General features: G+C 65.0%; 20 protein-coding genes and 1 tRNA gene. 16 read left to right on the top strand and 5 right to left on the bottom strand.

The features are described 5' to 3' along the window. Positions 1-2: 2 nt before the first annotated feature. Complete coding sequence (locus tag ABT392_RS17780; protein ID WP_395385063.1) at positions 3-479, bottom strand: SET domain-containing protein; 477 nt, start codon at positions 477-479, stop codon at positions 3-5. A 120-nt stretch (positions 480-599) separates the two neighbouring features. Here ABT392_RS17780 and ABT392_RS17775 point away from each other — a divergent pair, with 120 nt between their 5' ends. From ABT392_RS17775 to ABT392_RS17760, 4 genes are read left to right on the top strand one after another with little or no spacing between them, the layout of a single operon-like run. After that, complete coding sequence (locus ABT392_RS17775; protein ID WP_395385064.1) at positions 600-3257, top strand: DNA topoisomerase III; 2658 nt, start codon at positions 600-602, stop codon at positions 3255-3257. Positions 3258-3301: 44 nt separating this feature from the next. Next, the gene (locus ABT392_RS17770) at positions 3302-5146 is read left to right on the top strand and encodes an ATP-binding protein (protein ID WP_395385065.1); all 1845 of its coding nucleotides are present in this window, start codon (positions 3302-3304) and stop codon (positions 5144-5146) included. A 44-nt stretch (positions 5147-5190) separates the two neighbouring features. Further along, positions 5191-6171, top strand: a complete 981-nt coding sequence (locus tag ABT392_RS17765; protein WP_395385066.1) for an AEC family transporter — start codon at positions 5191-5193, stop codon at positions 6169-6171. Positions 6172-6214: 43 nt separating this feature from the next. Further along, positions 6215-7486 (top strand): glutamate-5-semialdehyde dehydrogenase, encoded by a 1272-nt coding sequence (locus ABT392_RS17760; protein WP_395385067.1) that lies wholly within the window; start codon positions 6215-6217, stop codon positions 7484-7486. Between the two features lie 26 nt (positions 7487-7512). Here ABT392_RS17760 and ABT392_RS17755 read toward each other — a convergent pair whose 3' ends face one another. Next, on the bottom strand, positions 7513-10644 hold the full coding sequence (locus ABT392_RS17755; RefSeq protein WP_395385068.1) for a M30 family zinc metallopeptidase: 3132 nt from the start codon (positions 10642-10644) through the stop codon (positions 7513-7515). 238 nt (positions 10645-10882) lie between these two features. On the opposite strand from ABT392_RS17755, the gene queC reads away from it, so the two are divergent. Continuing rightward, on the top strand, positions 10883-11623 hold the full coding sequence (queC, locus tag ABT392_RS17750) for a 7-cyano-7-deazaguanine synthase QueC (RefSeq protein WP_395385069.1): 741 nt from the start codon (positions 10883-10885) through the stop codon (positions 11621-11623). After that, the gene (locus ABT392_RS17745) at positions 11620-12159 is read left to right on the top strand and encodes a LemA family protein (protein ID WP_395385070.1); all 540 of its coding nucleotides are present in this window, start codon (positions 11620-11622) and stop codon (positions 12157-12159) included. Before queC ends, ABT392_RS17745 begins: the two co-directional genes overlap by 4 nt. Here ABT392_RS17745 and ABT392_RS17740 read toward each other — a convergent pair whose 3' ends face one another. Next, positions 12160-12582: a BLUF domain-containing protein gene (locus ABT392_RS17740; RefSeq protein WP_334279437.1), complete on the bottom strand. Its 423-nt coding sequence runs from the start codon at positions 12580-12582 to the stop codon at positions 12160-12162. 30 nt (positions 12583-12612) lie between these two features. Then, on the bottom strand, positions 12613-13329 hold the full coding sequence (folE, locus tag ABT392_RS17735; protein WP_334279436.1) for a GTP cyclohydrolase I: 717 nt from the start codon (positions 13327-13329) through the stop codon (positions 12613-12615). A 70-nt stretch (positions 13330-13399) separates the two neighbouring features. On the opposite strand from folE, the gene rsmB reads away from it, so the two are divergent. From rsmB to ABT392_RS17695, 8 genes are all read left to right on the top strand, one after another. Next, positions 13400-14776 (top strand): 16S rRNA (cytosine(967)-C(5))-methyltransferase RsmB, encoded by a 1377-nt coding sequence (gene rsmB, locus ABT392_RS17730; RefSeq protein ID WP_395385072.1) that lies wholly within the window; start codon positions 13400-13402, stop codon positions 14774-14776. Positions 14777-14781: 5 nt separating this feature from the next. Beyond that, positions 14782-15366 carry a DUF4390 domain-containing protein gene (locus ABT392_RS17725; RefSeq protein WP_334279434.1) on the top strand — a complete coding sequence of 195 codons (585 nt, stop codon included), beginning with the start codon at positions 14782-14784 and terminating at the stop codon, positions 15364-15366. Then, positions 15363-17645: a sensor histidine kinase gene (locus ABT392_RS17720; RefSeq protein ID WP_334279433.1), complete on the top strand. Its 2283-nt coding sequence runs from the start codon at positions 15363-15365 to the stop codon at positions 17643-17645. The genes ABT392_RS17725 and ABT392_RS17720 overlap by 4 nt, the downstream gene beginning before the upstream one ends. A gap of 6 nt (positions 17646-17651) precedes the next feature. After that, complete coding sequence (locus tag ABT392_RS17715) at positions 17652-18359, top strand: response regulator (protein ID WP_334279432.1); 708 nt, start codon at positions 17652-17654, stop codon at positions 18357-18359. Positions 18360-18481: 122 nt separating this feature from the next. Continuing rightward, positions 18482-18557, top strand: a tRNA-Phe gene (locus ABT392_RS17710). A gap of 464 nt (positions 18558-19021) precedes the next feature. Further along, a complete protein-coding gene (locus ABT392_RS17705; RefSeq protein ID WP_395385073.1) occupies positions 19022-19411 on the top strand; it encodes a hypothetical protein in 390 nt (129 codons plus the stop codon). A gap of 78 nt (positions 19412-19489) precedes the next feature. After that, positions 19490-20131: a hypothetical protein gene (locus ABT392_RS17700; RefSeq protein ID WP_395385074.1), complete on the top strand. Its 642-nt coding sequence runs from the start codon at positions 19490-19492 to the stop codon at positions 20129-20131. A gap of 94 nt (positions 20132-20225) precedes the next feature. Next, complete coding sequence (locus ABT392_RS17695) at positions 20226-21170, top strand: hypothetical protein (protein ID WP_395385075.1); 945 nt, start codon at positions 20226-20228, stop codon at positions 21168-21170. Between the two features lie 6 nt (positions 21171-21176). Here ABT392_RS17695 and ABT392_RS17690 read toward each other — a convergent pair whose 3' ends face one another. Further along, positions 21177-21908, bottom strand: a complete 732-nt coding sequence (locus ABT392_RS17690; protein ID WP_395385076.1) for a tyrosine-type recombinase/integrase — start codon at positions 21906-21908, stop codon at positions 21177-21179. Between the two features lie 130 nt (positions 21909-22038). On the opposite strand from ABT392_RS17690, the gene ABT392_RS17685 reads away from it, so the two are divergent. Both ABT392_RS17685 and ABT392_RS17680 read left to right on the top strand, forming a co-directional pair. Beyond that, positions 22039-22380 carry a helix-turn-helix domain-containing protein gene (locus ABT392_RS17685; protein WP_334279428.1) on the top strand — a complete coding sequence of 114 codons (342 nt, stop codon included), beginning with the start codon at positions 22039-22041 and terminating at the stop codon, positions 22378-22380. Between the two features lie 12 nt (positions 22381-22392). Continuing rightward, positions 22393-23739 (top strand): type II toxin-antitoxin system HipA family toxin, encoded by a 1347-nt coding sequence (locus tag ABT392_RS17680; RefSeq protein ID WP_395385078.1) that lies wholly within the window; start codon positions 22393-22395, stop codon positions 23737-23739. The last annotated feature ends 10 nt before the right edge of the window (positions 23740-23749 follow it).

Here is a 23749-nt window from a genome sequence, read left to right as displayed (position 1 = left end):
CTTCAGCGCTTGGGCGCCAGCATCGTGCCACGGCAGACCTCGCTGCCGCAACGGCAGGCGAACTGCTTCTTCAATTTGGCCGTGTGGCGCTCCTCGATCACGAGGCCGTAGTCGTAGAACAGCTCCTCGCCCGGCAGGATGTCGCGCAGCGCCTTGATGAAGACACGGCCCTCGGGCGTTTCGTCGGCTTCGCAGTTGGGGTCGCAGCTGTGGTTGATCCAGCGCGAGCTGTTGCCGCCAAAGAGGGCGTCGATGACATGGCCGCCTTCGATATGGAAGTAGAAGGTATGGTCCGGTTGCTTGGGATCGTGCGGATGGCGGCGCAGTGCCTCCGGCCAGTCGATCCTCTCGCCTGTGTACTCGATGATGGTGGTGCCGGCCTCGATGTCCGCGACGGCATAGACTCCGCGCCCATGAACCCCGGATTGCCTGACCTGGATACGGCGGCTGGAGGATTTAGGGCTTGCGGCTTGCGTCATCGAGTCTTGTGGTTACATTGAATTCATGGGTGTGCGTGCGCGTGGGCGCGCGTACGCGAGGCCGGATTGTAGGCAGCGTCTCGGAACGGGAAGCTGCGCTGTCGTAAAAATGAAAGAGTCATGAGCAAGTCACTGATCATTGCCGAGAAGCCCAGCGTGGCCCAGGACATCGTGCGCGCTCTCACGCCCACCGCGGGCAAGTTCGAGAAGTACGACGAGTACTACGAGAGCGAGGGCTATGTCGTCAGCTCGGCCGTCGGCCACCTGGTCGAGATCAAGGCGCCGGAAGAGTTCGACGTCAAGCGCGGCAAATGGAGCTTCGCCAACCTGCCGGTGATTCCGCCGCACTTCGACCTGAACCCGATCGACAAGAGCAAGGGTCGCCTGAACGCGCTCGTGAAGCTGATCCGCCGCAAGGACGTGACCTCGCTGATCAATGCCTGCGACGCGGGCCGCGAGGGTGAGCTGATCTTCCGCCTGATCCTGCAGTACGCCGGCACGGCCAAGGCCGCGATCACCAAGCCGGTCACGCGCCTGTGGCTGCAGTCGATGACGCCGGCGGCGATCCGCGAAGGCTTCGAGAAGCTGCGCAGCGACGCGCAGATGATGCCGCTGGCCGACGCCGCGCGCTGCCGCTCCGAGGCCGACTGGCTGGTGGGCATCAACGGCACCCGCGCGATGACCGCGTTCAATTCACGCGACGGCGGCTTCTTCCTGACCACCGTGGGCCGGGTGCAGACGCCGACGCTGTCCATCGTGGTCGAGCGCGAAGAGAAGATCCGCAAGCACATCTACCGCGACTACTGGGAAGTGCGCAGCACCTTCGACGCGAAGGCCGGCCAGTACGAAGGCAAGTGGTTCGACCCCAAGTGGAAGAAGAACCCCGAGGACGCCGAACAGCGCGCCGACCGCGTCTGGACCAAGGCTGAAGCTGATGCGATTGCGACGGCCGTCAAGGGCCAGCCCGCCAGCGTCACCGAAGAAAGCAAGCCCAGCAACCAGGCCAGCCCGGGGCTGTATGACCTGACCACCTTGCAGCGCGAGGCCAACTCGCGATTCGGTTTCTCGGCCAAGACCACGCTGTCGCTGGCCCAGGCCCTGTATGAAAAGCACAAGGTCCTGACCTACCCGCGTACCGATTCGCGCTACCTGCCGGAAGACTACGTGGCCGTGGCCAAGCAGACCGCCGAGATGCTGGCCGACGAAGGCGGCATGCTCGCCCCGCACGCGAAGACGGCGCTGCAGAACGGCTATATCAAGCCGATGAAGAAGGTGTTCGACAACGCCAAGGTCTCGGATCACTTCGCCATCATCCCGACGCTGCAGCCGGCCAAGGGCCTCAGCGAAATCGAGGCCAAGCTCTACGACCTGGTGGTCAAGCGCTTTCTTGCGGTGTTCTTCCCGCCCGCTGAATTCCAAGTCACCACGCGTATCTCTACCGTCAAGGCTGCCGGCAAGGAGTTCGCCTTCCAGACCAATGGCAAGGTGCTGGTGAAGCCGGGCTGGCTGGCCATCTATGGCAAGGAAGCGCAGAACGACGACACCGACGCCAGCGGCGTCAACCTGGTGCCGGTGCAGGCCGGCGAGATGGTGGCCACCGAGAGCGTGGACGTGAAGGCTCTGCAGACCAAGCCGCCGGCCCGCTACAGCGAAGCCACGCTGCTGTCCGCCATGGAAGGCGCGGGCAAGCTGATCGATGACGACGAACTGCGCGAAGCCATGGCCGAGAAGGGCCTCGGCACGCCAGCCACGCGCGCCGCCACCATCGAAGGCCTGATCACCGAGAAGTACATGCTGCGCGAAGGCCGCGAGCTGATACCCACGGCCAAGGCCTTCCAGCTGATGACGCTCTTGCGCGGCCTCGACATCGAGGACCTGACCAAGCCCGAACTCACCGGCAACTGGGAACAGAAGCTGGCCGAGATGGAAAAGGGGCGCCTGGGCCGCGAGGCCTTCATGGCCGAGATTGCAGCGATGACCGAGAAGGTCGTGCGCAAGGCCAAGGAATACGACCGCGACACCATTCCCGGTGACTATGCGACGCTGAAGACGCCCTGCCCCAAGTGCGGCGGCGTGGTGAAGGAGAACTACCGCCGCTTCACCTGCACCGGCAAGTCTGGCGATGCAGAAGGCTGTGGCTTCTCCATCGGCAAGATCCCGGGCGGGCGCAGCTTCGAGCTGCATGAGGTCGAGCAGTTCCTGGCCAACAAGAAGATCGGCCCGCTGGAAGGCTTCCGCTCCAAGGCGGGCTGGCCCTTCACGGCCGAGCTGGCCCTGGTCTATGACGAGGAGATCCAGAACTGGAAGCTCGAGTTCGACTTCGGCGAGGACGCCAAGAAGGCGGAGGGCGACGGCGAACCGGTGGACTTCGGCGCGCAGACCCCGCTCGGCGCCTGCCCCAAATGCCAGGGCCGGGTCTTCGAGCATGGCAGCAACTACGTGTGCGAGCATGCCGTCGGCGCGAGCGTGAACTGCGACTTCAAGAGCGGCAAGATCATCCTGCAGCAACCCATCGAGGCGGCGCAGATGGAAAAGCTGCTGGCCACCGGCAAGACCGACCTGCTGGAGAACTTCGTCTCCAACAAGACGCGCCGCAAGTTCAAGGCTTTCCTGGCGTACGACAAGAAGGCCGGCAAGGTGATGTTCGAGTTTGAGCCGCGTGCTGCCAAGGCACCGGCCGGCAAGACCGCTGCCAAGACCGCCGCCACGAAGACGGTGGCCGCCAAGGCCCCTGCCGCCAAGAAGGTCGCCGCAAAGAAGGCAGCCAAGAGCGCTTGATGCCGGCACAATCGGCCCAGCTGTTTTTATGAAGTGAGCAGTTCTTGATCGGACCCACGACCAGCTTGCAGACCCGCCTGACCGCCGGCATCGCGCTGGCGGCTGCCGTGCTGGTCACCGCTCTGGGCTGGTACTGGACCGAACGCGAAGAGAACGAGCTGACGCAGGCGCTGCAGCGACGCCAGGGCCGCATGGCCGAGCTGGCGGCGCGTGGTTTCGCCGGCCCGATCTGGAACCTCGATACGGCAGCCGTCGGCAACCTGCTGGACGCGGTGATGGCCGAGCCTGAGGTGCACGCCATCGAGCTGAATGCGGTGGGCGTGGATGCCGAGCCGACCCGGCGCGTGCGCGAGCGCGAGGCCGTGCAGCCGCTGACGGTGGAGTTCGACATCGTCCACCAGGCTTCGCCCCAGGCCGCGCCGGCCAAGGTGGGCAGTGGCCGGCTGGTCTACACGAGGCAGTTCGTCTCCGAAGCCGTGGCGCAATCGCGCCGCTTTGTCGCCTCCATCCTGGCGGCCGTGCTGCTGGCGGTGATTGCCACCAGCGCCCTGCTGATACGCCGTTTCGTCAAGCTGCCGGTGTCGCGGCTGGGCGCCGTGGCGCAGCGTGTGGCAGGGGGCGAGCTGGGTTCGACCACGCCGGTCGAGCGGCGCGATGAGCTGGGCGTGCTGACCGAGCAGTTCAACACTATGAGCCTGCAGTTGCAGCGCTCGGCCGAGGTCTTGCGCGCCAGCGAAGAGCGCTACCGAAGCCTGTTCGAGAACGCGACCATGGGCATCTTCCAGTGCGATGCCCGAGGGCGACTCTTGCGCCTGAATCGCGCCCTGGCGCAGATGCTGGGCTTTGCCCGGCCCGAGCAGGTGCTGGGCCACTCGCACAGCCTGCGCCGCCTGGCCCGCATTGAGCTGCCCGAGTACCGCCGCCTGGCCAGTGCCCTGCTGCGCCACCGCGTGCTGACGCAGGTGCCGCTGCTGATCTCCACGCACGACGGCCAGCAGCGCTGGGTCGAGCTCAGCGCCCACATCGTGCCGGATGCCGCCGGCCCGCGCATCGAGGGCATGCTCAGCGACATCAGCGAGCGCCGTGCCGCCGAGCAGGAGCTGACCCGCCACCGCGACCACCTGGAAGAGCTCGTGGCCGAGCGCACCGCCGAGCTGAGCCAGGCCAAGCTGCGCGCCGAAGCCGCCAGCCAGAGCAAGAGCCGTTTCCTGGCCACGATGAGCCATGAGTTCCGCACGCCGCTGAACGCCATCCTCGGTTTCTCGCAGCTCCTGCAGATGGATGCGAGCCTGAACGCCAGCCAGATCGGCAAGATCAACCTGATCCGCGACTCCGGCGACCATCTGCTGAGCCTGATCACCGACGTGCTGGACATGGCCAGCATCGAGGCCGGTCGCGTGCGTCTGCAAAGCGAAGCGCTGGACCTGCGTGCGCTGATGGAAGTGGCCTGCGATGCCGTGCGCCTGCGTGCCGAGGAAAAGCATCTCGAGTTGCGCATGGAGCTGCACAACGACCTGCCCACGCGCGTGCGCGCCGACGGCCAGCGACTGCGCCAGGTGCTCTTGAACCTGCTGTCCAACGGCGTGAAGTTCAGCGATGCGGGCGAGGTTCGCCTGGCCTGCCAGCCGGTCTGGCAGGGTGACGGCCGCGTGCGCTTGCGCTTCGAGGTCAGCGACACCGGCATCGGCATCGAGCCGGCGCAACTGGAGCGACTGTTCCAGCCCTTCGAGCAGGTCTCCGAAGACGCCCGGCGCCTTGGCGGCACGGGCCTTGGCCTGTCGATCAGCCAGCAGCTGGTGCGCTTGATGGGCGGCCAGATCAGCGTGGTCAGCGAGCGCGGCGGCGGCAGCTGCTTCAGCTTCGAGCTCGAAGTCCCGGTTTCCGCCTGATGTACGCAAGCCGGCGATAAGCCGCGGCTTGCATACTCGCCACCATGTCCTGGATGGTCTTCTACAAGCTGCTGGCGATCTTCATCGCCGTGGCGATAGGCTGGTTCGTCGGCCGCATGCGCTGGCTGGGCCAGGCCGACGCGGGCGGCAGCGGCGGCGATCCGGCGCGCGTGCTGTCCAACGCGGCCTTCTACATCTTTGTGCCGGCGCTGCTGTTCCGCACCACTGCGCGGGTCGACTTCGCGGTCATGCCCTGGCCCACGCTTCTGGCGTTCTTCATCCCGGTGATGCTCCTGATGCTGGCGGTCTATGCCTGGCAGCGCTGGCGTGGCACGGGCACGGCCGCGATGCCGGCCACGCGGGCCATCACCACCGTGTTCGGCAATACCTTGCAGGTGGGCGTGCCGGTGGCGGCCGGTGTGTTCGGCGAATCGGGCCTTGCCATCCACATCACCGTGGTCAGCCTGCATGCCTTGAGCTTGCTGACGGTGCTGACGCTGCTTGTCGAACTGGACCTGGCCCGCGAGCGCTCGCGCGAAGCGCCGGCCGGCCTGGTGGCAACGCTCAAGACCACGCTGCGCAACACCGTGATCCATCCGGTCGTGTTGCCGGTGGTGGCCGGCCTCCTCTGGAACGCGCTGGGCCTGGGCCTGCCCGCCGTGATCGACGAAGTGCTGGCCACGCTGGGCACGGCCGTGGTGCCGCTTTGCCTGACCCTGATCGGCATGTCGCTGGCCTACTACGGATGGCCCCAGCGCTGGCGCGGCATGCTGGGCCTGGTGTTCTTGAAGCTGATGGTGCTGCCCGCGCTGGTGCTGGTGCTGGCGCATTGGGGTCTGGGCCTCAACGGCCAGCCGCTGGCGGTCATCGTGATGATGGGCGCGCTGCCGGTGGGCTCCAACGCGCTGATCTTTGCGCAGCGCTACCGCACGCTGGAGGGCGAAACCACGGCGGCCATCGTGCTTTCCACCCTGCTCTTTGTCGTGACGGCGCCTTTGTGGCTCGCGCTGCTGGCCTTGCTGTGACGCGAAGCGCCCACTATGGCCCATCGTCGAGAATGGGCTCACGATGAGCCAAGATCTGAATTCCTACATGGACGGCCTGGGCGCCGCCGCCCGGGCCGCCGCCACCACCATGGCCGCGGCCTCCACCGCCGCCAAGAACCAGGCCCTCGTGGCGCTGGCCCGGCGCCTGCGTGAATCCGGCCCAGCCCTGGCCGAGGCGAATGCCAAGGATCTGGCTGCCGCAGCGGGCCTGGACGCACCGATGCGCGACCGCCTCAAGCTCGATGCCAAGACCCTGGCCACCGTGGCCGAAGGCTGCGAGCAGATCGCGGCCATGCCCGACCCGACGGGTGAGATCACCGGCGTCAAGCGGCGGCCCTCGGGCATCAGCGTCGGCCAGATGCGCGTGCCCCTGGGTGTGTTCGGCATGATCTACGAGAGCCGCCCGAACGTGACCATCGAGGCCGCGTCGCTGGCGATCAAGAGCGGCAATGCCTGCATCCTGCGCGGCGGCTCGGAGGCCATCCATTCGAACAAGGCGCTGGCCGCATTGGTTGGCGACGCGCTGGCCGAAGCTGGCCTGCCACGCGAGGCCGTGCAACTGATCAGCACAACAGACCGCGCCGCCGTGGGCCGCCTGATCACGATGCCGCAGTTCGTGGACGTGATCATCCCGCGCGGCGGCAAGGGCCTGATCGAGCGCATCAGTGCCGAGGCGCGCGTGCCGGTGATCAAGCATCTGGACGGCAATTGCCACAGCTATGTCGATGCCGAGGTCGATCTGGACCTGGCCTTGAAAGTCGTCGACAACGCCAAGACGCAGAAGTACAGCCCCTGCAATGCCACCGAGTCGCTGCTCGTGCACGCAGCGCAGGCGGCGGCCTTCCTGCCCAGGATCGGTGCCGTGTTTGCGGCCAAGGGCGTGGAGATGCGGGGCTGCCCGCGAACGCTGGCCTTGCTGGGCCCGCTTGCTGGTGCCAGGCTGGCGGCGGCCAGCGAGGCCGATTGGGGCACCGAGTACCTCGCGCCCATCATCAGCATCAAGGTGGTCGACAGCCTGGACGAGGCCATCGCCCACATCAACCGGCATGGCTCGCATCACACCGATGCGATCCTGACCACGAACCATCCGAACGCGATGCGCTTCCTGCGCGAGGTCGATTCGGCCAGCGTGATGGTCAACGCCAGCACCCGCTTCGCCGACGGCTTCGAGTACGGCCTGGGCGCCGAGATCGGCATCTCCACCGACAAGTTCCACGCCCGTGGTCCGGTCGGCCTGGAGGGGCTGACCTCGATGAAGTGGGTGGTGCTGGGGCAGGGCGAAGTGCGCGGCTGAACACCGCGCACCAGGCCCGCCCGGGGTCAGCGAATCACGATCTGCAGCACGTGCCCCGGCGGCACCATGATGCCCTTGCGGCGGTAGCGGGCTCCTGCAGCCGCAGTCGTGCTTTCCCACTGGTAGATGTGGGCGCCTGGGTAGAGACGCCAAGTCCCGTAGATCTGCTCACTGGGACCTGACCCCAGCGTCTTGAGGTCGATGGCAGGCAGATCGACCTCCGCATTGACATAGGGCGGCATGCCCAGACCGGGTCCGTCTTCCGAGTGGAAAGGGCCCGCGATGCTCAGGTTCATGGCGCTGTAGTGTTCCATCAGGCCCTTGCCCGAGAGCTGGAACACCTGGTCATCCAGGCATCTGAAACTGCCGTCGGCCGTGTCTTCCTTGGGGCAATTGAAGGTCAGGCCTCGCAGCAGGCTGGCACCCAGCCGCCGGTCCAGATAGCCGGCGAGGCTGCCACCCACGCTGTAGTTCACGCCGTCGCCACCCAGGAACTGCACGGGGAAGGAGCTGGACTGGTAGCTGGCCATGCGCAAGGCCATGGGGGCGAACCGGCTGCCATCGGCCTTGGTGATCAGCTCCGAAGAGACGAGGTCCTCGGCGACCATGGCGGTCATTTCTTCCAGCCAGGATTCGTGCCGGGGCCCGTTGTTGAGCAGCCAGCGCTGGTAGTTGTTGACCTGGTGCATGAATTCATGCACCAGCGATGATTTGATGAAATTCAGGTCGGTCTTGATGAAGCGCGCATTGACGACCATGAGGATGGCCTCGTTGCTCCTCGGAAGCGACGTCTTGCGATACAGGTCGCCAGAGTAGACATAGGCGCCCCAGTACTGATTGGCGCCTGGATCGGCCAGCAGGACGTTCACCGGCTGCAGGGCAGCGTCGCTGATGATGTAGGAGAGTTCATGCAGGCCGAAGACTTCTGCACGCAACAGCTGCTGCAGTCGCTGGAAGCCGCCCTTTTCGCCGCAGGCCATCGGCTTGAAGTCATCAGCGATCTGCGTGTTGCTCAGCAGCTCGTTGCTCCGGGCGTTCTCGTCGACCCAGAACAGGACCATGCGGCCTCCAGGCAGGCTGCAGCTGTCTGCCAGGCGGCTCTTGTATGGCAGGCCGGTGCTGGCGTCATTCCAGTCGCGGCTGCTGCCGATCTCCGGCACCGGCAGCGCTGGTCGCGGCGCAGCGCTCTGAATCTTGCGCTGGCCGCCACCGGCTCGCGCCGTGCCGCTGAGCTTGTCCAGTGCGGCCGTCAGCGCCCGATCTCTGGCCAGATGCTCGGCATGGGCCTCATCGCGTCGGCGCTCTATCGAGTCGGGCGCTTCGGTCGTGGACGCCGTGTAAGTCGCGATCGAGGAGGTTCCTGCGCTTTTTACCGGGCGTGCCGCCATCCCCAGGGACTGGCCGAGTTCGGCAATGCCGGCATTGCTGCCGGTGGCATTGCTCAGGCTGACCAGAACTTGCCGGCCCGCCGCGACCCCGGCGATGTCGATATTGACGGCCTGCGCATGCGGCTGGTCATTGATCAGTTGCCAGCGGCCCAGGCCTTCGCCGGCATAGAGGTCTGCTGCCGCGGCCGGGCAGGGCTCGGCGGCGCAGGGTGCCGGCGGAATGTTGTCGAGGCGGTTGGCCACCACTTTGATGGAGGCCGTCTGCCGGGCGACCTTCTGACTGACGCTGTCCCGGCCAATCACCTGGAGCTGGTAGACCCCGGGATAGGGATAGCGGTGGCTGACTTCATCGCCGGTCGCGGTGGATCCGTCGCCAAACTTCCATTCGTGGACGATGGATTGGCCCAGGTCCGCCGAGGATTCGGCCTTGAACAGGACCTCCTCACCCGGCACGAAGGGCCCCTGCGGTGCCGTCAGCTTGGGCGGGTAGACGGTTTGAGGGTCGAGGGAGGTGGCGCGCAGGGTGACCGTGGCGTAGTCGGGCAGGTCCTCCATGTCCAGCGAGATCACGTAGTCGCCAGGCCGGTCGGGCTGCAGTTTGGCAGTGAGGAGCCCCCAGGTGTCCGCTTGAATCACGGCGCTGCTGCCCTTGGGCGCCTTGACCAGGGTCCATGTGCGAGCCCTGCCGTTGATCTCGCGTCCATCCACCGCTCGATTCGCTGACGCGTCAAGGGTAGCAAGCTGGCCCACCAGGACCGAGCTGGGCGCCTTGATGCTGCCGGTCGGCCTGGTGATGACCTGCACAAGCATGCTGGCGCCGGTGATGTTCACGTCGCCGCTGCTTGGCTTCAGCTCGATCCAGTACTGACCCACTGCATCCGGGGTGAAGGTCATGGAGGGGGCCGTGCCGCTTGCCAGCATCGGTGGCAGCCGGCTTCGCTCGGGCGCGGACCTCAGGAACCAGTCATAGACCACCGTGGCATTGCCGACGGTACCGACAAAGTAGATGCTCACCGTCCGCGGTACGCCGACGGCCATATTGCAGCTCAGCGGACCGTTGCATGTGTAGGTGGGGTAAGCGATGACGCTGCGCATCGTGGAGGCCGCGAGGGTGCGGACCGTCTTGGTGACGGTCTCACCCTGGATGGCCTCCACCTGTACCTGGTATTGCCCGGCCACGTCGGCCTTCAGGCTGACTTCCGAACCCCAGGCTGCGCTGAGCTTGGCTCCGCTGCCGCTCGGCCCCTCGAGAAGCGTCCAGCGGTAGGTGGTCAAGCCGTTGACGGCGGCGGTGGGCTGACGGGCCTGCAGCACGGTGGCCTGCCCCAGCTGCAGCTGGCCCGTCGGAGCCGAGGTCTCGATCAGCGGCCCGGCGACTGCGTCCACGGCCAGTTGCCGCTGGACTTTCTCTCCGTCGGCGCCAGTGACGGTCCATTGCACGACGTAGCGCCCCGGCTCATCGGTGCTGAGCAACTGGCTGCTGCTTTCTCCTGGCGGCAGGGTGACCTGGCTGCTTGCCGGGCGCTCCAGCAGCTGCCATGTCATGGCGGCAGGGCTCGCGCTGCCCTGATCCAGGTAGCCATTGATCTGCAGCGACTCGCCGGCACGTACCTGCGAGGGTCCGTTCAACTGGATGGACAGCGTGGCTTTCGGCGCTGGCGTGCTGCCTGAATGGTCAGCGCTCCCTCCGCCGCCACAGCCGGCCAGCAAGATGGCGACAAACAAACCGGCCCAGACCCGGCGCCGACCCGCGGGTGCTCGCTTCTGCATGAATGATTCCCCCTGCCGCCCTTGAGCTTGTGATGCATTGGTCTGCAGCGAGCGCGCAAGACCTGGCCCCCGCGGGTGCGGCGCGGTGGGCGGTGACATTGTGTGGTTGGCAGCGGCTGCCGGCGAAGCGCTGGGCCCTGGTGTTTTCCCTTTCTGTGCCCCGGTCTCACTGCCAATCGCCCTGGACACATAACATGCAGGTCTGGCGGCAATGAGGCCGCCTTTCGAGCTGTACCCCATGAGCACTCTTCCCAAAGACACCCCGCCGCAAGCCAACAGCGGCCGCAAGGCCCTGGTGCTGTTTTCCGGCGGACAGGATTCCACCACCTGCCTGGCCTGGGCGCTGGAGCGCTATGCGGCGGTCGAGACCCTGGGTTTCGACTATGGCCAGCGCCACCTGGTCGAGCTGGAATGCCGCCTGGAAGTGCTGGCCGAATTGAAGGCGCGCTTCCCGCAATGGGCGCCCAATCTCGGCGAAGACCATCTGCTGGACCTGTCGCTGCTGGGCCAGATCTCCGAAACCGCGCTGACCAGCGAACGGGCCATCGAGCTGCAGGCCAACGGCTTGCCCAACACCTTTGTGCCCGGCCGCAACCTGCTGTTCCTGAGCTTTGCCGCCACCTTGGCGTATCGCCGGGGTGCCTCGGTGCTGGTGGGTGGCATGTGCGAGACCGATTACTCGGGCTATCCGGACTGCCGCGACAACACCTTGAAGGCGCTGCAGGTCGCGCTGAGCCTGGGCCTGGACACGCCCATGACCCTGGAAACGCCGCTGATGTTCATCACCAAGGCCGAAACCTGGGCCTTGTCCGAGCAACTGGGCGGCCCGGCGCTGAACGAGCTGATCGTCGAGCACACGCACACCTGCTATCTGGGCGAGCGCAAGACCCGCCATGCCTGGGGCTATGGCTGCGGCAACTGCCCGGCTTGTGAATTGCGCGCGCGCGGCCACGCCGAGTTCATGCAGGGCCGCTCATGATCGGCTACCTGGGCTGGGCGCTGCTGGCGCTCGTGGTCTTCTGGGCCATCGGTGCCTACAACCGCGTGATGAAGCTGCGCAATGCGATAGGCAAGGCCTTTGCGCAGCTTGACGAGCACCTCACCCGGCGCGCTGAAATCTGCGACAAGCTCTGTGAGCTGCTGCGGCCCCTGCTGCCGGCCGAGCAATCGACGTTCGACACGCTGGCCGCCTCGCAAGCGGAGGCCCAGCAATTGGCCGCCGAGGTGCGCGCCAAACCCTATGCGGCCGACCCAGTGGCGAGTCTTGCCGTTGCAGCGGCAGTGCACGCGGCAGCGCTGGCGCGGCTGACCTCGATGCTCGAGCATCACGCCGAGCTGCGCGAGCATGCCGAGCTCTATGTCCTTCAGGACGAGTTGAAGCTGGTGGAGCGTCAGCGCGCCTTCACGCGCCAGCTCTTCAACGAGGCGGTGCGCCAGTACAACGAGGCGGTGCGCGAATTCCCGACCCGCCTCCTGACCGGCGTCTACGGCTTCATGGAAGCCAGATCGCTCTGATCAGTTACAGACGATGGCGCCGGTGTTGACGAGTTCCTGGAACAAGGCCATCAGCGCTTTTCCGCTCATCGCGTAGGGGTCGAGCTTCGCCGTCGAGCAGTACTTCAGCACCAGCGCCGGGTTGAGCCGGTGCAGGTTGACCGAGCCCATGGTCCAGCCAGCGAAATGGCGCTCGCCGATTTCTTCGTAGCTGAGCAGCACCACGTCCTTGTGGCGGGCATCGGCCACGATGTGCTTGTAGCGGGCATTGACTGCCTCGCGGCCGCCTTCCAGCACCTGGATGAAGATGCCGTCGCTGTAGCAGAGCAGGCCGGTCAGGCCCTCGGCCGGGTTGTGCTCGCGCGACTGCTTGAGGATGGCATTGAGCTCCGCATCGCCCACGGGGCTGGCGGCACGGCTGGCGTAGAGAAGACGGACAAGCATGGGGTTGCTCCTGGAGCGCATTCTTTCTATTTACTTCTTGCTGAGCAGCGAGAGGAACTCGCGGCGCAGATTCGGGTCTTTCAGGAAGGCGCCGCGCATCACGCTGTTGGTCATCATGGACTCGCTGTCCTTGACGCCGCGCCAGTGCATGCAGAAGTGGTCCGCCTCCATCACGATGGCCAGCCCGTCGGGCTGCACGCGCTCCTGCAACTCATTGGCCAGCATGGTGACAGCCTCTTCCTGGATCTGCGGCCGGCTCATGATCCAGTCGCACAGCCGTGCGTACTTGGACAAGCCGATCAGGTTCGAGTGCTCGTTCGGCAAGAGACCGATCCAGACCCGGCCCATGATGGGGCAGAGGTGGTGCGAGCAGGCGCTGCGCACGGTGATCGGGCCGACGATCATCAGCTCGTTCAGGCGGGCCACATTGGGGAACTCGGTCACTGCCGGCGCCTCGACATAGCGGCCGCGGAATACCTCGCGCACAAACATCTTGGCCACGCGCTTGGCGGTTTCCTGGGTGTTGTGGTCGCTGTCGGTGTCGATCACCAGGCTGCGCAGCACGTCCTGCAGCTTGGCGGCCACCTCGGCCTGGACCTCATCGAGCTCGCCCTCGCGCACGAAGGCGGCGATGTTGTCGTTGGCATGGTGGCGGCAGCCGGCGCTGACCAGGCGGTAGCGGATGCGCTCGGAGGCGCTGAGGCCGGCGGGCGTGTCGTCTGAGGCTTCGGAGGCTCCGGTCATCATGGCTGTGTGTTCTTGTTCATGCAGCAGGGATTGTGGCCGGATCGCCGGGAACCTGCTCAGTCAAGTCAGGATGTCCCCCTACACTGAGCGCGTGTCTGCTGTCCCTACCCCCTCTCATTTCGCTCCGCCGCTGCAAAAGCTGCTCCTGCAGGTGGCCGATGCCGTGCAGGGCGTGCAGGCCGGCCAGTCCCTGACCGAGCTGCTGGCGCGCTGCCCGGCCGAGCTGCGGCCTGGCACGCAGGCCTTGACCTTTCATGTGCTTCGCCACCTCGGCGCGGCCCAGGCGGCCCGCAAGCTCCTGGCGCCCAAGGCGCCGCCGCCCAAGGTCGACAGCCTTCTGCTCTCCGCCCTGGCGCTGCTGTGGCCGGTGGCCGAGCCCGCCTACGCCGATCACACGGTGGTGGACCAAACCGTCTCGGCCGCCCGCAAGCGCGCCGCGCCCTCGGCCGGCTTCATCAATGCGGTGCTGCGCCGATTCCTGCGCGAGCGCGAGGCCCTGGTGGCCGCGGCTCAGCGCGACCCGCAAGGCGCCTTCAACCATCCGCCCTGGTGGATAGAGCGCCTGAAAGCCGACTGGCCTGAGCAGTGGAAAGCGATCCTGGCGGCCAACAATGAACAACCGCCGATGAGCTTGCGCGCGCATGCCGGGCGCGGTTCGGCGGCAAGCTATCTGGAGCGCCTCACGCAAGCCGGCCTGGGTGGCAGGCTGCTGGGCGAGCTGGCGCCGCAAGCCGTGGTGCTGGACAAGCCGGTGCCCGTGCAGCAACTGCCGGGCTTTGCCCAAGGCGATGTTTCCGTGCAGGACGCCGCCGCCCAGTTGGCCGCACCGCTGCTCCTGAACGACCGTGCCGGCCTGCCGCCGCTGCCCGAGGCGCCACGCCTGCTGGATGCCTGCTCGGCGCCCGGCGGCAAGACCGCACATCTGCTGGAGCTGCGCCCCAAGGCCGAGGTGCAGGCGCTGGATGCCGACGCCCAGCGCCTGGCCCGTGTCCAGGACACCTTGAGCCGCCTTCAGCAAAGTGCCACGCTGAAGGCCGCCGATGCCCGCGACACCGCGAGCTGGTGGGATGGCCAGGCCTTCGACGCCATCCTCCTCGATGCGCCCTGCAGCGCCTCGGGAATCGTGCGTCGCCACCCCGACGTGCGCTGGCTGCGCCGCCCGGGCGACATCGCCCAGCTGGCCGACATCCAGGCCGGCCTGCTGGATGCGCTGTGGCCCACCCTGAAGGCCGGTGGCCGCATGGTCTACGCCACCTGCTCGGTCTTCAAGGCCGAAGGTCAGGCCCAGGTCGATGCGTTTTTGCAACGATGCCCGGACGCCGAACTGATTCCGGTGGATGGCTTCACGGGCCATCTGCTGCCCCTCGCACACAATGAGGCACAGCCGGCTGGGGCCTCGATCGTCGATGGCTTTTTCTATGCCTTGCTGCTGAAGAAGAAAGCCTGATCGTTTTGCGCCGACGTCAGTTCGTCTCCGCTGCCACCACCCTTTTGTCCGCCGCCCTGCTGGGCCTGGCGGCGCCTGTGCTGGCCCAGGGTATCGAGCTCGTGCACCTGAAGACCGAGAAGGCCGAGGACGCGCTGGAGCTCAGCTTCAACACCCGCTTCGAGCTGCCGCGCGGCGTTGAAGAGGCGCTGATGAAGGGCGTGCCCATCTACTTCACCGCCGAGGTCAGCGTGTTCCGCAACCGCTGGTACTGGCGCGACTCCCGCGTGGCCCGCGTCAACCGCACCTGGCGGCTGACCTGGCAGGCGCTGACCCGGCAATACCGGATCAGCACTGGCGGGCTGAATCAGAGCTTCTCCACGCTCAGCGAAGCGATGAGCTCGCTGCGCGGCGTCAGCGCCTGGCGCATCGCGGAAGCGCGCGACCTTGAAGACGATGGGCGCTTTTACCTGGAGTTCAGCTATAAGCTCGACACCAGCCAGTTGCCCAAACCGATGCAGATCGGCCTGGGCCTGCCCCAGGGCTGGACCCTGGGCATCGAGCGCACGTTGAGCCTCAACGCTGACCTCACGCTGCGCCAGAGCCAATGACCCGCGCTGCTCGATGGGCTTGGGTCATCTCGCTGGTGACCATCACCGGCGTTTGCGGCGTCCTGTCCTTCCTGCTGTCCATCGGCGCGACCACGCCGCGCGGCTTCTTCGAGCGCCATTACGCCTGGCTGTTCTGGGTCAATGTGGCGGTGGCCGTGGTGCTGATGCTGGTGATCGGCATTGCCGCGCTGCGCCTGTTCCTGCGCGTGCGCAGCGGCAAGTTCGGCAGCCGGCTGCTGCTCAAGCTCGCGGGCATCTTTGCCCTGGTCGGCGTCGTGCCGGGCCTCTTGATCTACACCGTGTCGTATCAGTACGTGAACCGCAGCATCGACAGCTGGTTCGACGTGCGCCTGGCCAGCGCCTTGCAGTCGGGCCTTGAGCTGGGTGCCGGCACCTTTGAAGCCATGGGCATCGAGCTGGGCCAGAAGGTGCGCGATGCGGCCGACAAGCTGCGCGACACCAACTTCTCGCAGCAGGTGCTGGCGCTGGAGCGGCTGCGCGAGCAGATGAATGTGCGCACCATTGCGCTGGTCGGGCCCAATGGCCAGATCCTTTCCGGCGTCGGCGGCGACACCGGCTCGCTCCTGCCTGATCGGCCAGACCTGTCGCTGCTGCGCCGGGCGCGCAGCGAGGAGGTGGCGGTCGGCAAGCCTGAGGGCCTGGACGATGATTCCGCCGTGCTGCAGGGCCGCGTCCACCTGCGTGCGCTGGCCTATCTGCACGGCAGCGAACGCAGCCTGGGCGCCAGCGCCAGCGGCGAGCGCTACCTGATGGTGGTGCAACGCCTGCCCACGGCCACCGTGGCCAATGCGCTGGCGGTTCAGAACGCCCGCGGCGAATACGAGCAGCGGGCGCTCGAGATCGGCGGCCTGCGCCGCGTCTACCTGGGCACGCTGACCCTGGTGTTGATCCTGGCTGTGTTTGCGGCGCTGCTGCTGGCCGTGACTCTCGGCAACCAGCTGGCGCGGCCGCTGCTGCTCCTGGCCGACGGCGTGCGCCAGGTGGCGCAGGGCGACCTGTCCGCCAAACCGGTGCTGACCACCCGCGACGAGCTGGCCGGCCTGACGCGTTCCTTCGCGGACATGACGGAGCAGCTGTCTGATGCCCGCTCCATGGTCGAGATGAGCGTGACCCAGCTGGAAGCGGCCCGCACCAATCTGCAGACCATCCTCGACAACCTGACCGCCGGCGTGATCGTGTTCGATGCCGATGGCCGCATCGACACCGTCAACCCCGGCGCCACCCGCATCCTGCGCCAGCCGCTGTTTGCCTACCGTGGCCGCCGCATGTCCGAGCTGGAGCCCTTGCAGGGTTTTGCGCAGGCGGTCTGGCAGCGCTTTGATGCGCACCGTTCCACCCCGGAAGACGGAGAACGCGGCCAATGGCAAGACAGCTTCGAACTGCCGCAGCCCAGCGGCGAGATCCTGACCCTGCTGGTGCGAGGCGCCACGATGCCGCATGACGCGCGGCTGATGGTGTTTGACGACATCACCGAGGTGGTCTCGGCCCAGCGCTCGGCGGCCTGGAGCGAGGTGGCGCGCCGCCTGGCCCATGAGATCAAGAACCCGTTGACGCCGATCCAGCTTTCGGCCGAACGCCTGCAGCACAAGCTGGAGGCCAAGCTCGAGGGTGCGGACCAGGCCATGCTGGTGCGCGCCGTGGGCACCATCGTCAACCAGGTGCAGGCGATGAAGCAGCTGGTCAACGAGTTCCGCGACTACGCCCGCCTGCCGGCTGCGCAACTGACGGCCCTGGACCTCAACAACCTGGTTGCCGAGGTGCTGCTTCTCTATGTGCCGGCGCAGGAGGCGGGCCGCCTGCATGCCGACCTCGTTGCGGAGCCACCGCTCATCATGGGCGACGCCACGCAGCTGCGCCAGGTCATCCACAACCTCGTGCAGAACGGCCTTGACGCCGTGAGTGAGCGTCCCGACGGCCATGTTCAGGTGCGCACGCAGAAGTCATTCAGCGAAGCCGGCGAGCTGCGCAGCTTGCGCCTGCAGATCATCGACAACGGCCCCGGCTTTGCCGACAAGGTGCTCAAGCGCGCCTTCGAACCCTATGTCACGACCAAGAGCAAGGGCACCGGCCTCGGCCTGGCGGTGGTCAAGAAAATCGCCGACGAACATGGTGCGCGCATCCGCTTGTCCAACCTGCACAAAGACGGCGACGAGGCCCAGCCGACGGTGGGCGCGCAAGTTTCGTTATCATTTTCAAATCTTGCGACTGCATTTGGCCCCGCCGACCCCGGCGCAGCACCTCAGCCCCGCTTGAACTAGGTATCCATGGCAACCATTCTCGTAGTCGACGACGAACTGGGCATTCGCGCCCTCTTGTCCGAAATCCTCACTGATGAGGGGCACTCCATCGAACTGGCCGAAAACGCGGCTCAGGCCCGCGCCTGCCGCGAGCGGATGAGGCCCGATCTGGTGCTGCTGGACATCTGGATGCCCGATGTCGACGGCATCACGCTCCTCAAGGAATGGGGCAGCAGCGGCCAGCTCTCGATGCCCGTCATCATGATGAGCGGCCACGGCACCATAGACACCGCGGTCGAAGCCACCAAGTTCGGCGCCATCGCCTTCCTGGAAAAACCGATCACGCTGCAGAAGCTGCTGCGCGCTGTCGAGCAGGCCCTGGTCAAGACCGCGCCGCGTCCGGCGCCTGTGCTGGGCAGCACCAACCACAACAGCTATGCCCGCGCGGAGATGAATTCGCTGCAGATGAGCCTGCCGGTCTCCGGCAACAGCCTGCCGCTGGCCACGCTGCCGCCGGCCGGTCTGGCCTCGGAGCAGAGCTTCGAGCTCGACCGCCCGCTGCGCGAGGCGCGCGATGCCTTCGAGAAGAGCTATTTCGAGTTCCACCTGGCCAAGGAAAACGGCTCCATGACCCGTGTGGCCGAGAAGACAGGCCTGGAGCGCACCCACCTCTACCGCAAGCTCAAGCAGCTCGGCGTCGACCTCTCGCGCAACAAGCGCGGCGGCGGCATCTGATCTGACGAGGCTGGAGGGCTGGAAACAGCCCAAAAAGCTGTGCTATAGTCGCGGTCTTCGCTGATTCGCCACCCGTGCAAACGGGCCCAAACAAGGCCGAAGACGCGACAGACAAGACAAATGGCCTGGTAGCTCAGTTGGTAGAGCAGCGGATTGAAAATCCGCGTGTCGGTGGTTCGATTCCGCCCCAGGCCACCAAACGCAAATGGCTCCCCTCGGGGAGCCATTTTCGTTTGCTGGCTTCGGCAGCGGATGAGAACCACGTTCGCTCTACGACAGTCCGGGGGACTGTCGTAGGACGTTGCGGCAGCAACGGTCCGGAATGCCCAACGAGGCATGGAGGATGACTGATCGGCCAAAGCCGAGCAGGCACATTCCGCCTTCTTCCCCAGGCCACCAAGAATTTGCAAGTGCAACAAGCACGTAGACGAAAGCCCCGCATAGCTCGCTATCCGGGGCTTTTCTACAATTCGCCTGCCCATCTACAAATTGCTTTTGGGGGGAGCATGCCGACGAGTCCGACCGCCACTGAGGTGCTTGCCCTGGCCGCCGCAATAGTCAGTGCTGTGGGTGGCGGCTTTTCTGCCCTGGCCGCCTGGAGGTCAGCGCAATCGGCGCGTCACGCTCAAGACTCTGCAGATAGTGCTGACCGAAGGGGGCAATTGCGCGAGCTGGCGGCGACGGCCAATACCGTTGTCGTCGAAGAAAGCCGCATCAAGGCGCGGGCGATCGGATTGCGACAGGAGTACAGATCGCTTGCGATCCTTTCTGGTGGCTCAGGCGGTTCGCGTCAGCAGCTATTTCTCGATGCTATCGACGAGAAGGAGCGCCAAGCTGTGGAACGTGCCGACGATGCGCGCAAGTTCATCGACGGTGCGCGTTCTCTTCGAGAGTCGACTGCCGAAGATATTGATCGGGTGCAGCATCGCCTCGCTAACAGCCTCGAAGTCGTGCGAGCAATGCGCGAAGACCTGGACCGCGAAATGCTGGCTGTCGAAGGGCAAAGTGCAGAGCGCCGAGCAGCGATGGAAGGAACACGCCTTGCGAGGTGATTCAGCTAGTGCGGGATGCACATTGCTGCAAATATCGCGTCCAGGCGTGAATCCGTGGACCTTGCATAGTCACGCTTGATGGCTCTCTTCAAGTACGGTGAGGCCAAGTGGTGCGACAAACTGGCGCAGGTCGGTGGGTTGCGTGTTGGCACATTGCACGACTTCCGAAGAGATGAGCACAAGCGAGGCATTGCTGACCCAAGCGAGGGAACAAAGTCTGTCCACTACGGCGTCGATGCTCAGGTTTTTACGGGTGGAACGGAGCAAGCAAAAGCGTTCGGAGAAGCCTTCGGCTTTAAGTTTGGCCCCGGGGTACAACTCAGCATCAAGGGCTGTGCATTTAATCGGCAGGTGGACTCTGAAGATTTTTTTATCTACTGCTTGGCGTCACGTTTTTCTGGTGCGGTACTGAGAGAGTTTGAGGGCGCGGATGCATGCGTCAGGATTACGCACGTGCGGAGGTTCTGCGATGCCATTACGCACGCGCTGGAGTCGAGAGTTGCCGTCGAGTTCATTGGAGCCCATCGGGTCATCTATACACCGCGCCACGAGACCTGGAATGGCGTAGATCTAGGAAAACATCCAGCGCTTGTTAAGGAGCCTAGCTTTGCGCCGCAATGTGAGGTTCGCGCGCTATGGCGACCGACAGGGGGTGCCCCCATATGCGCTGAGGTGTTCGAGTCCTCGGATGCACATCAATTCTGCGAGCGCATCTTGTAGATTGTTCAACCGCAGCTGATAGCAGCGACTTGGCCTCCGTACAATTTGATCCCAGCAAAAAACTCCGCCAAATGTGGCGGCAATGGGGGGCTCGATGGACGGGAAGAATCAAGATCAGAACGATCAATCTGAATCGGCCGCGCTGACATGCGGAATCGTCATGCCGATTTCGGCAATCGATGGCTGTTCGGCCGAACATTGGGCCGAGGTGAAGATCCTCATTCAAGATGCCGTCGAGGGAATTGCCGAACCAAAATTCCAGGCACGACTCGTTAGCGAGGCGGATGAGGTTGGCGTAATACACAAGCGCATCGTTCGCGGCGTCTATTCATCGGAAATTGTTGTTTGCGACGTGAGCTGCAAGAACGCCAATGTGATGTTCGAGCTCGGGCTCAGGCTAGCGTTTGATAAGCCTACGGTAATCATCAAGGACGACAAGACGGACTACCCGTTTGATACGGGAGTCATCGAACATCTGACCTACCCGAGAGATTTGCGATATCCACGGATGGTGGAGTTCAAACAGCTACTCGCTCGGAAGGTGCTTGCGACATACAAGGCTGGCGCTGAGGACCCAAATTTTTCGATGTTTCTGAAGCATTTTGGTGAGTTCAAATTGGCTTCGCTTCAGACAGGCGAGACGACTTTGGATCAGGCAATGATCGAAGGGATTGGCGATCTTCAGCGTGAAGTTGCGGCGCTCAGGCGAACGGTACAGGCGAATCAAAGCCTTCTGTCGGGCGGATTGGCCAACCTTGGGTTGGGATCCCCCGTCGTAGCCTCAAGTCCCGGCCTACTCAGCGCAGGGATTGCGAGCCAAACGGCGATGTCGCCTGACGATGAACAGCTGGTCGTTGGATGGGCTGAAAGCCGCCTGACGACGGGTTCACTGACCGCCTTTAACGAGCTGATGTCGATTCGGGGAAAGCTTGCTTCGATTGCTGAGAATTCAAAGGTTCCGGAAACCCGTGCTAGGGCAAGTCGAGTCCTGGCGACCATGCCAAGCGTCTCCGGCCGTAGCAAGAAGAACCCTCCATAAGAAGACTTACCGCAATGGGCTGACACGCTCGCCGACGCGAGCTCGAACATAGTGCTCGGTCATCTCGCGATTCCGATGCCCCAGAAGCTTCTGAGAGTGCGCCAGATCGCCCGTATCAGTTGCGGCCTTGGCCCGAATGTCCCGAAACTGAAAATCCACTCCGGACGCGCGCCGGGCCTTGTCGAAGCGTGAGCGCATGGCAAAGGTTCCCAGCGGCTTGCCGCAATCGTCCTGAATCAGCCATGCGCTCAGCCGCACGCGAGGCCGCGCGTTGATCCGCTCGATCAGCGCCGCCAGCTCGCCGGTGATCTCGATTGCCCGTTTGGCCTTGGTCTTGTTCTGCGTGATCCATAGCGCGCCGTCGCGCAGGTCCTCGCGCTGAATTTTCAGCACATCGGCCGGCCGCTGGCCGGTCAGCAATGCCAGGTCCATCGCATCGCGCAGGGTCTGGTCAGCCTGCTCCCACACCGCCTGAAATTCCTTGTCGCTGACATACCGGTCGCGCCCGGCTTCCTTGAAGCCCTTGACCCCCTGACATGGGTTCGTGGCGTCGGTGGCCGCCCCAGTTCGTTGGCTGTAGCGCGTAGCCTCGCCAACGGCGTCGCTGGTTTCGCCGACGACGCCTCCTGGGAACACTTGCCCGTTGCTCTTGGCATTTGCGCCAGGGGCTGGCGTGTCGTCGAACTGATATCCGGGGCTTGTCGCTTCAACATGCGCAAGCCCCTCGCGCTCCGCCATGACTGCTCGTTAAATCGAGCACAATGAGGACAATGCTCGCATTAACGAGCATTTCTTGCGATTCACCGGATGAGACGCTAGAGTGCTCGTTAAATCGAACCATAAGCAATCAGCGCTCGTTTTAACGCATATGAAGGTCAGCCAGTCCGCCGTCTTGCCCTCCCACCTGCTGGAGCAGGGCCGCCGCATTGGCCAACTGCTTGCTCGACTGCGCCTGGCGCGTCGAGTCAAGCAAACGGACGCTGCGCTGCGCGCAGGTCTCTCGCGCAATACCGCGTACCGAATCGAGCAGGGCGACCCAGGCTTGGCCATTGGACAAGTGCTGCGCTACCTGGATGCCATCGCGCCCGGCAGCACCCTGGTCGACCTGTTGACCGAAGCTGACCCTGCGCTCGTGTCACTGACGGTCAGAGAACAGACCCAACGTGTCCGCGACCTGAGCGCCTCTGAACTTGATGAGCTCGATTTCTAAAGCCCACGAGCCATGGCAGCCCAAGACAGCAAACTGATGGCCTTTGCGCATCTGGGTGCCACGTGGGCGCCCTGCGGGCAACTCATCCTGACCGAGGACGGCGACAAGCTTCAGGCCTCCAGCTTTGCCTACGGAATCAACTATCTCGGGCGAGCTGATGCGCTGGAAGTGGACCCGCTCGGGCTGAGCATTGCGGACCGTGACGCGGTTCGTGGCAAGCGCCTGCTACCGCCTGGCGCTCTTCCCTTCTTCGGTGGCATCCGCGATGCTGCACCCGATGCCTGGGGGCGGCGTGTCATTGAAGCCAAGCTGCGTGTACCGGCCAACAGCCTGCCGGAATCCCAGTACCTGCTGCATGCGGGCAGTGAGCGTGTCGGCGCACTGGACATTCGACGCAGCATCCAGGATGGGCCCACGTCAGGCGCCAGTAGCTGGCACACCTTGGCCCACCTCATGGAAGCGGCCGAGCGGATTGAAGAGGGCGCGGCAGTGCCGGCCCATCTGGAAGCCATTTTCCAGGACGGGACTGCGTTGGGCGGCGCGCGTCCCAAGGCTTCAGTGCGAGACGAGGCCGGCGTACTCTGGTTGGCCAAGTTCTCCAGTCGGCAGGATCGCTTCGATATTCCTGGCGTCGAGTGCGCCTCACTGCGGCTTGCCCAGGAGGCGGGGCTGCACGTGCCGCCTGTCCGCAACGAAATGCTGGGCGAGAGACGCATCATGCTGATCCGTCGCTTCGACCGCTACTGGATGGCGCCGGGCGCGCAACTGGCGCAGGATGCCGACTGGTTGGCGCTGGGGCCAGGTGAGGGGCGTGTGGAGCATCGCATGGGTTTCGTCAGCGGCCTGACGCTGGTGGCCTGTGATGAAACCGAATCGCGCACCAAGTCCTATGCCGATCTGGCCGATGCGGTGCGGCGGTACTGCCATCCCAGCGTCATCCGGGCCAACAACGAAGAATTGTTCAAGAGGATGGTCTACAACCTGTTCGTGAGCAACGACGACGACCATCTGCGCAACCACGGGTTCGTCTGGGACCCACGGCTGATGGGCTGGAGACTGAGCCCTCTGTATGACGTACTGCCCCGGCCGAGCATTGCCCTTGAGCGGTTCTTGCACCTGGGCGTGGGACCCGAAGGGCGATTGGCCACGCTGGACAATGCGCTCGGCTGGCATGCGCGCTTCACGCTCTCACAGGCGCGCGCCTGCGAATTGATCGACCAGGTCTGGCGGGTGGTTCGGGAGTGGCGCGTCTACTTCGAGGCTTTCGGTGTGCCCGCAGAACAGATGGAGCGTGTCGCGACGGCATTCCGCCATGTCGACGACGTGTCTACGCCGGCGCTGCGCAAGCTTTTGCCTTGAACCGCCTTCC

The sequence above is a fragment of the Paucibacter sp. JuS9 genome, from assembly GCF_044043925.2.
Classification (GTDB): Bacteria; Pseudomonadota; Gammaproteobacteria; order Burkholderiales; family Burkholderiaceae_C; genus JAUASW01.
The sequence above is the reverse complement of the archived record's forward strand: the minus strand, read 5'-3'. Positions and strand labels throughout refer to the sequence as shown.

Coding starts and splice junctions, on each gene's coding strand:
- ABT392_RS17680 (WP_395385078.1), top strand. CDS start 22,393: ATGGCAGCCCAAGACAGCAAACTGATGGCCTTTGCGCATCTGGGTGCC.
- ABT392_RS17720 (WP_334279433.1), top strand. CDS start 15,363: ATGACCCGCGCTGCTCGATGGGCTTGGGTCATCTCGCTGGTGACCATC.
- ABT392_RS17700 (WP_395385074.1), top strand. CDS start 19,490: ATGGCTCTCTTCAAGTACGGTGAGGCCAAGTGGTGCGACAAACTGGCG.
- ABT392_RS17745 (WP_395385070.1), top strand. CDS start 11,620: ATGATCGGCTACCTGGGCTGGGCGCTGCTGGCGCTCGTGGTCTTCTGG.
- ABT392_RS17695 (WP_395385075.1), top strand. CDS start 20,226: ATGGACGGGAAGAATCAAGATCAGAACGATCAATCTGAATCGGCCGCG.
- queC (WP_395385069.1), top strand. CDS start 10,883: ATGAGCACTCTTCCCAAAGACACCCCGCCGCAAGCCAACAGCGGCCGC.
- ABT392_RS17765 (WP_395385066.1), top strand. CDS start 5,191: ATGTCCTGGATGGTCTTCTACAAGCTGCTGGCGATCTTCATCGCCGTG.
- ABT392_RS17780 (WP_395385063.1), bottom strand. CDS start 479: ATGACGCAAGCCGCAAGCCCTAAATCCTCCAGCCGCCGTATCCAGGTC.
- ABT392_RS17760 (WP_395385067.1), top strand. CDS start 6,215: ATGAGCCAAGATCTGAATTCCTACATGGACGGCCTGGGCGCCGCCGCC.
- ABT392_RS17685 (WP_334279428.1), top strand. CDS start 22,039: ATGAAGGTCAGCCAGTCCGCCGTCTTGCCCTCCCACCTGCTGGAGCAG.
- ABT392_RS17715 (WP_334279432.1), top strand. CDS start 17,652: ATGGCAACCATTCTCGTAGTCGACGACGAACTGGGCATTCGCGCCCTC.
- folE (WP_334279436.1), bottom strand. CDS start 13,329: ATGATGACCGGAGCCTCCGAAGCCTCAGACGACACGCCCGCCGGCCTC.
- rsmB (WP_395385072.1), top strand. CDS start 13,400: ATGTCCCCCTACACTGAGCGCGTGTCTGCTGTCCCTACCCCCTCTCAT.
- ABT392_RS17775 (WP_395385064.1), top strand. CDS start 600: ATGAGCAAGTCACTGATCATTGCCGAGAAGCCCAGCGTGGCCCAGGAC.
- ABT392_RS17690 (WP_395385076.1), bottom strand. CDS start 21,908: ATGGCGGAGCGCGAGGGGCTTGCGCATGTTGAAGCGACAAGCCCCGGA.
- ABT392_RS17755 (WP_395385068.1), bottom strand. CDS start 10,644: ATGCAGAAGCGAGCACCCGCGGGTCGGCGCCGGGTCTGGGCCGGTTTG.
- ABT392_RS17740 (WP_334279437.1), bottom strand. CDS start 12,582: ATGCTTGTCCGTCTTCTCTACGCCAGCCGTGCCGCCAGCCCCGTGGGC.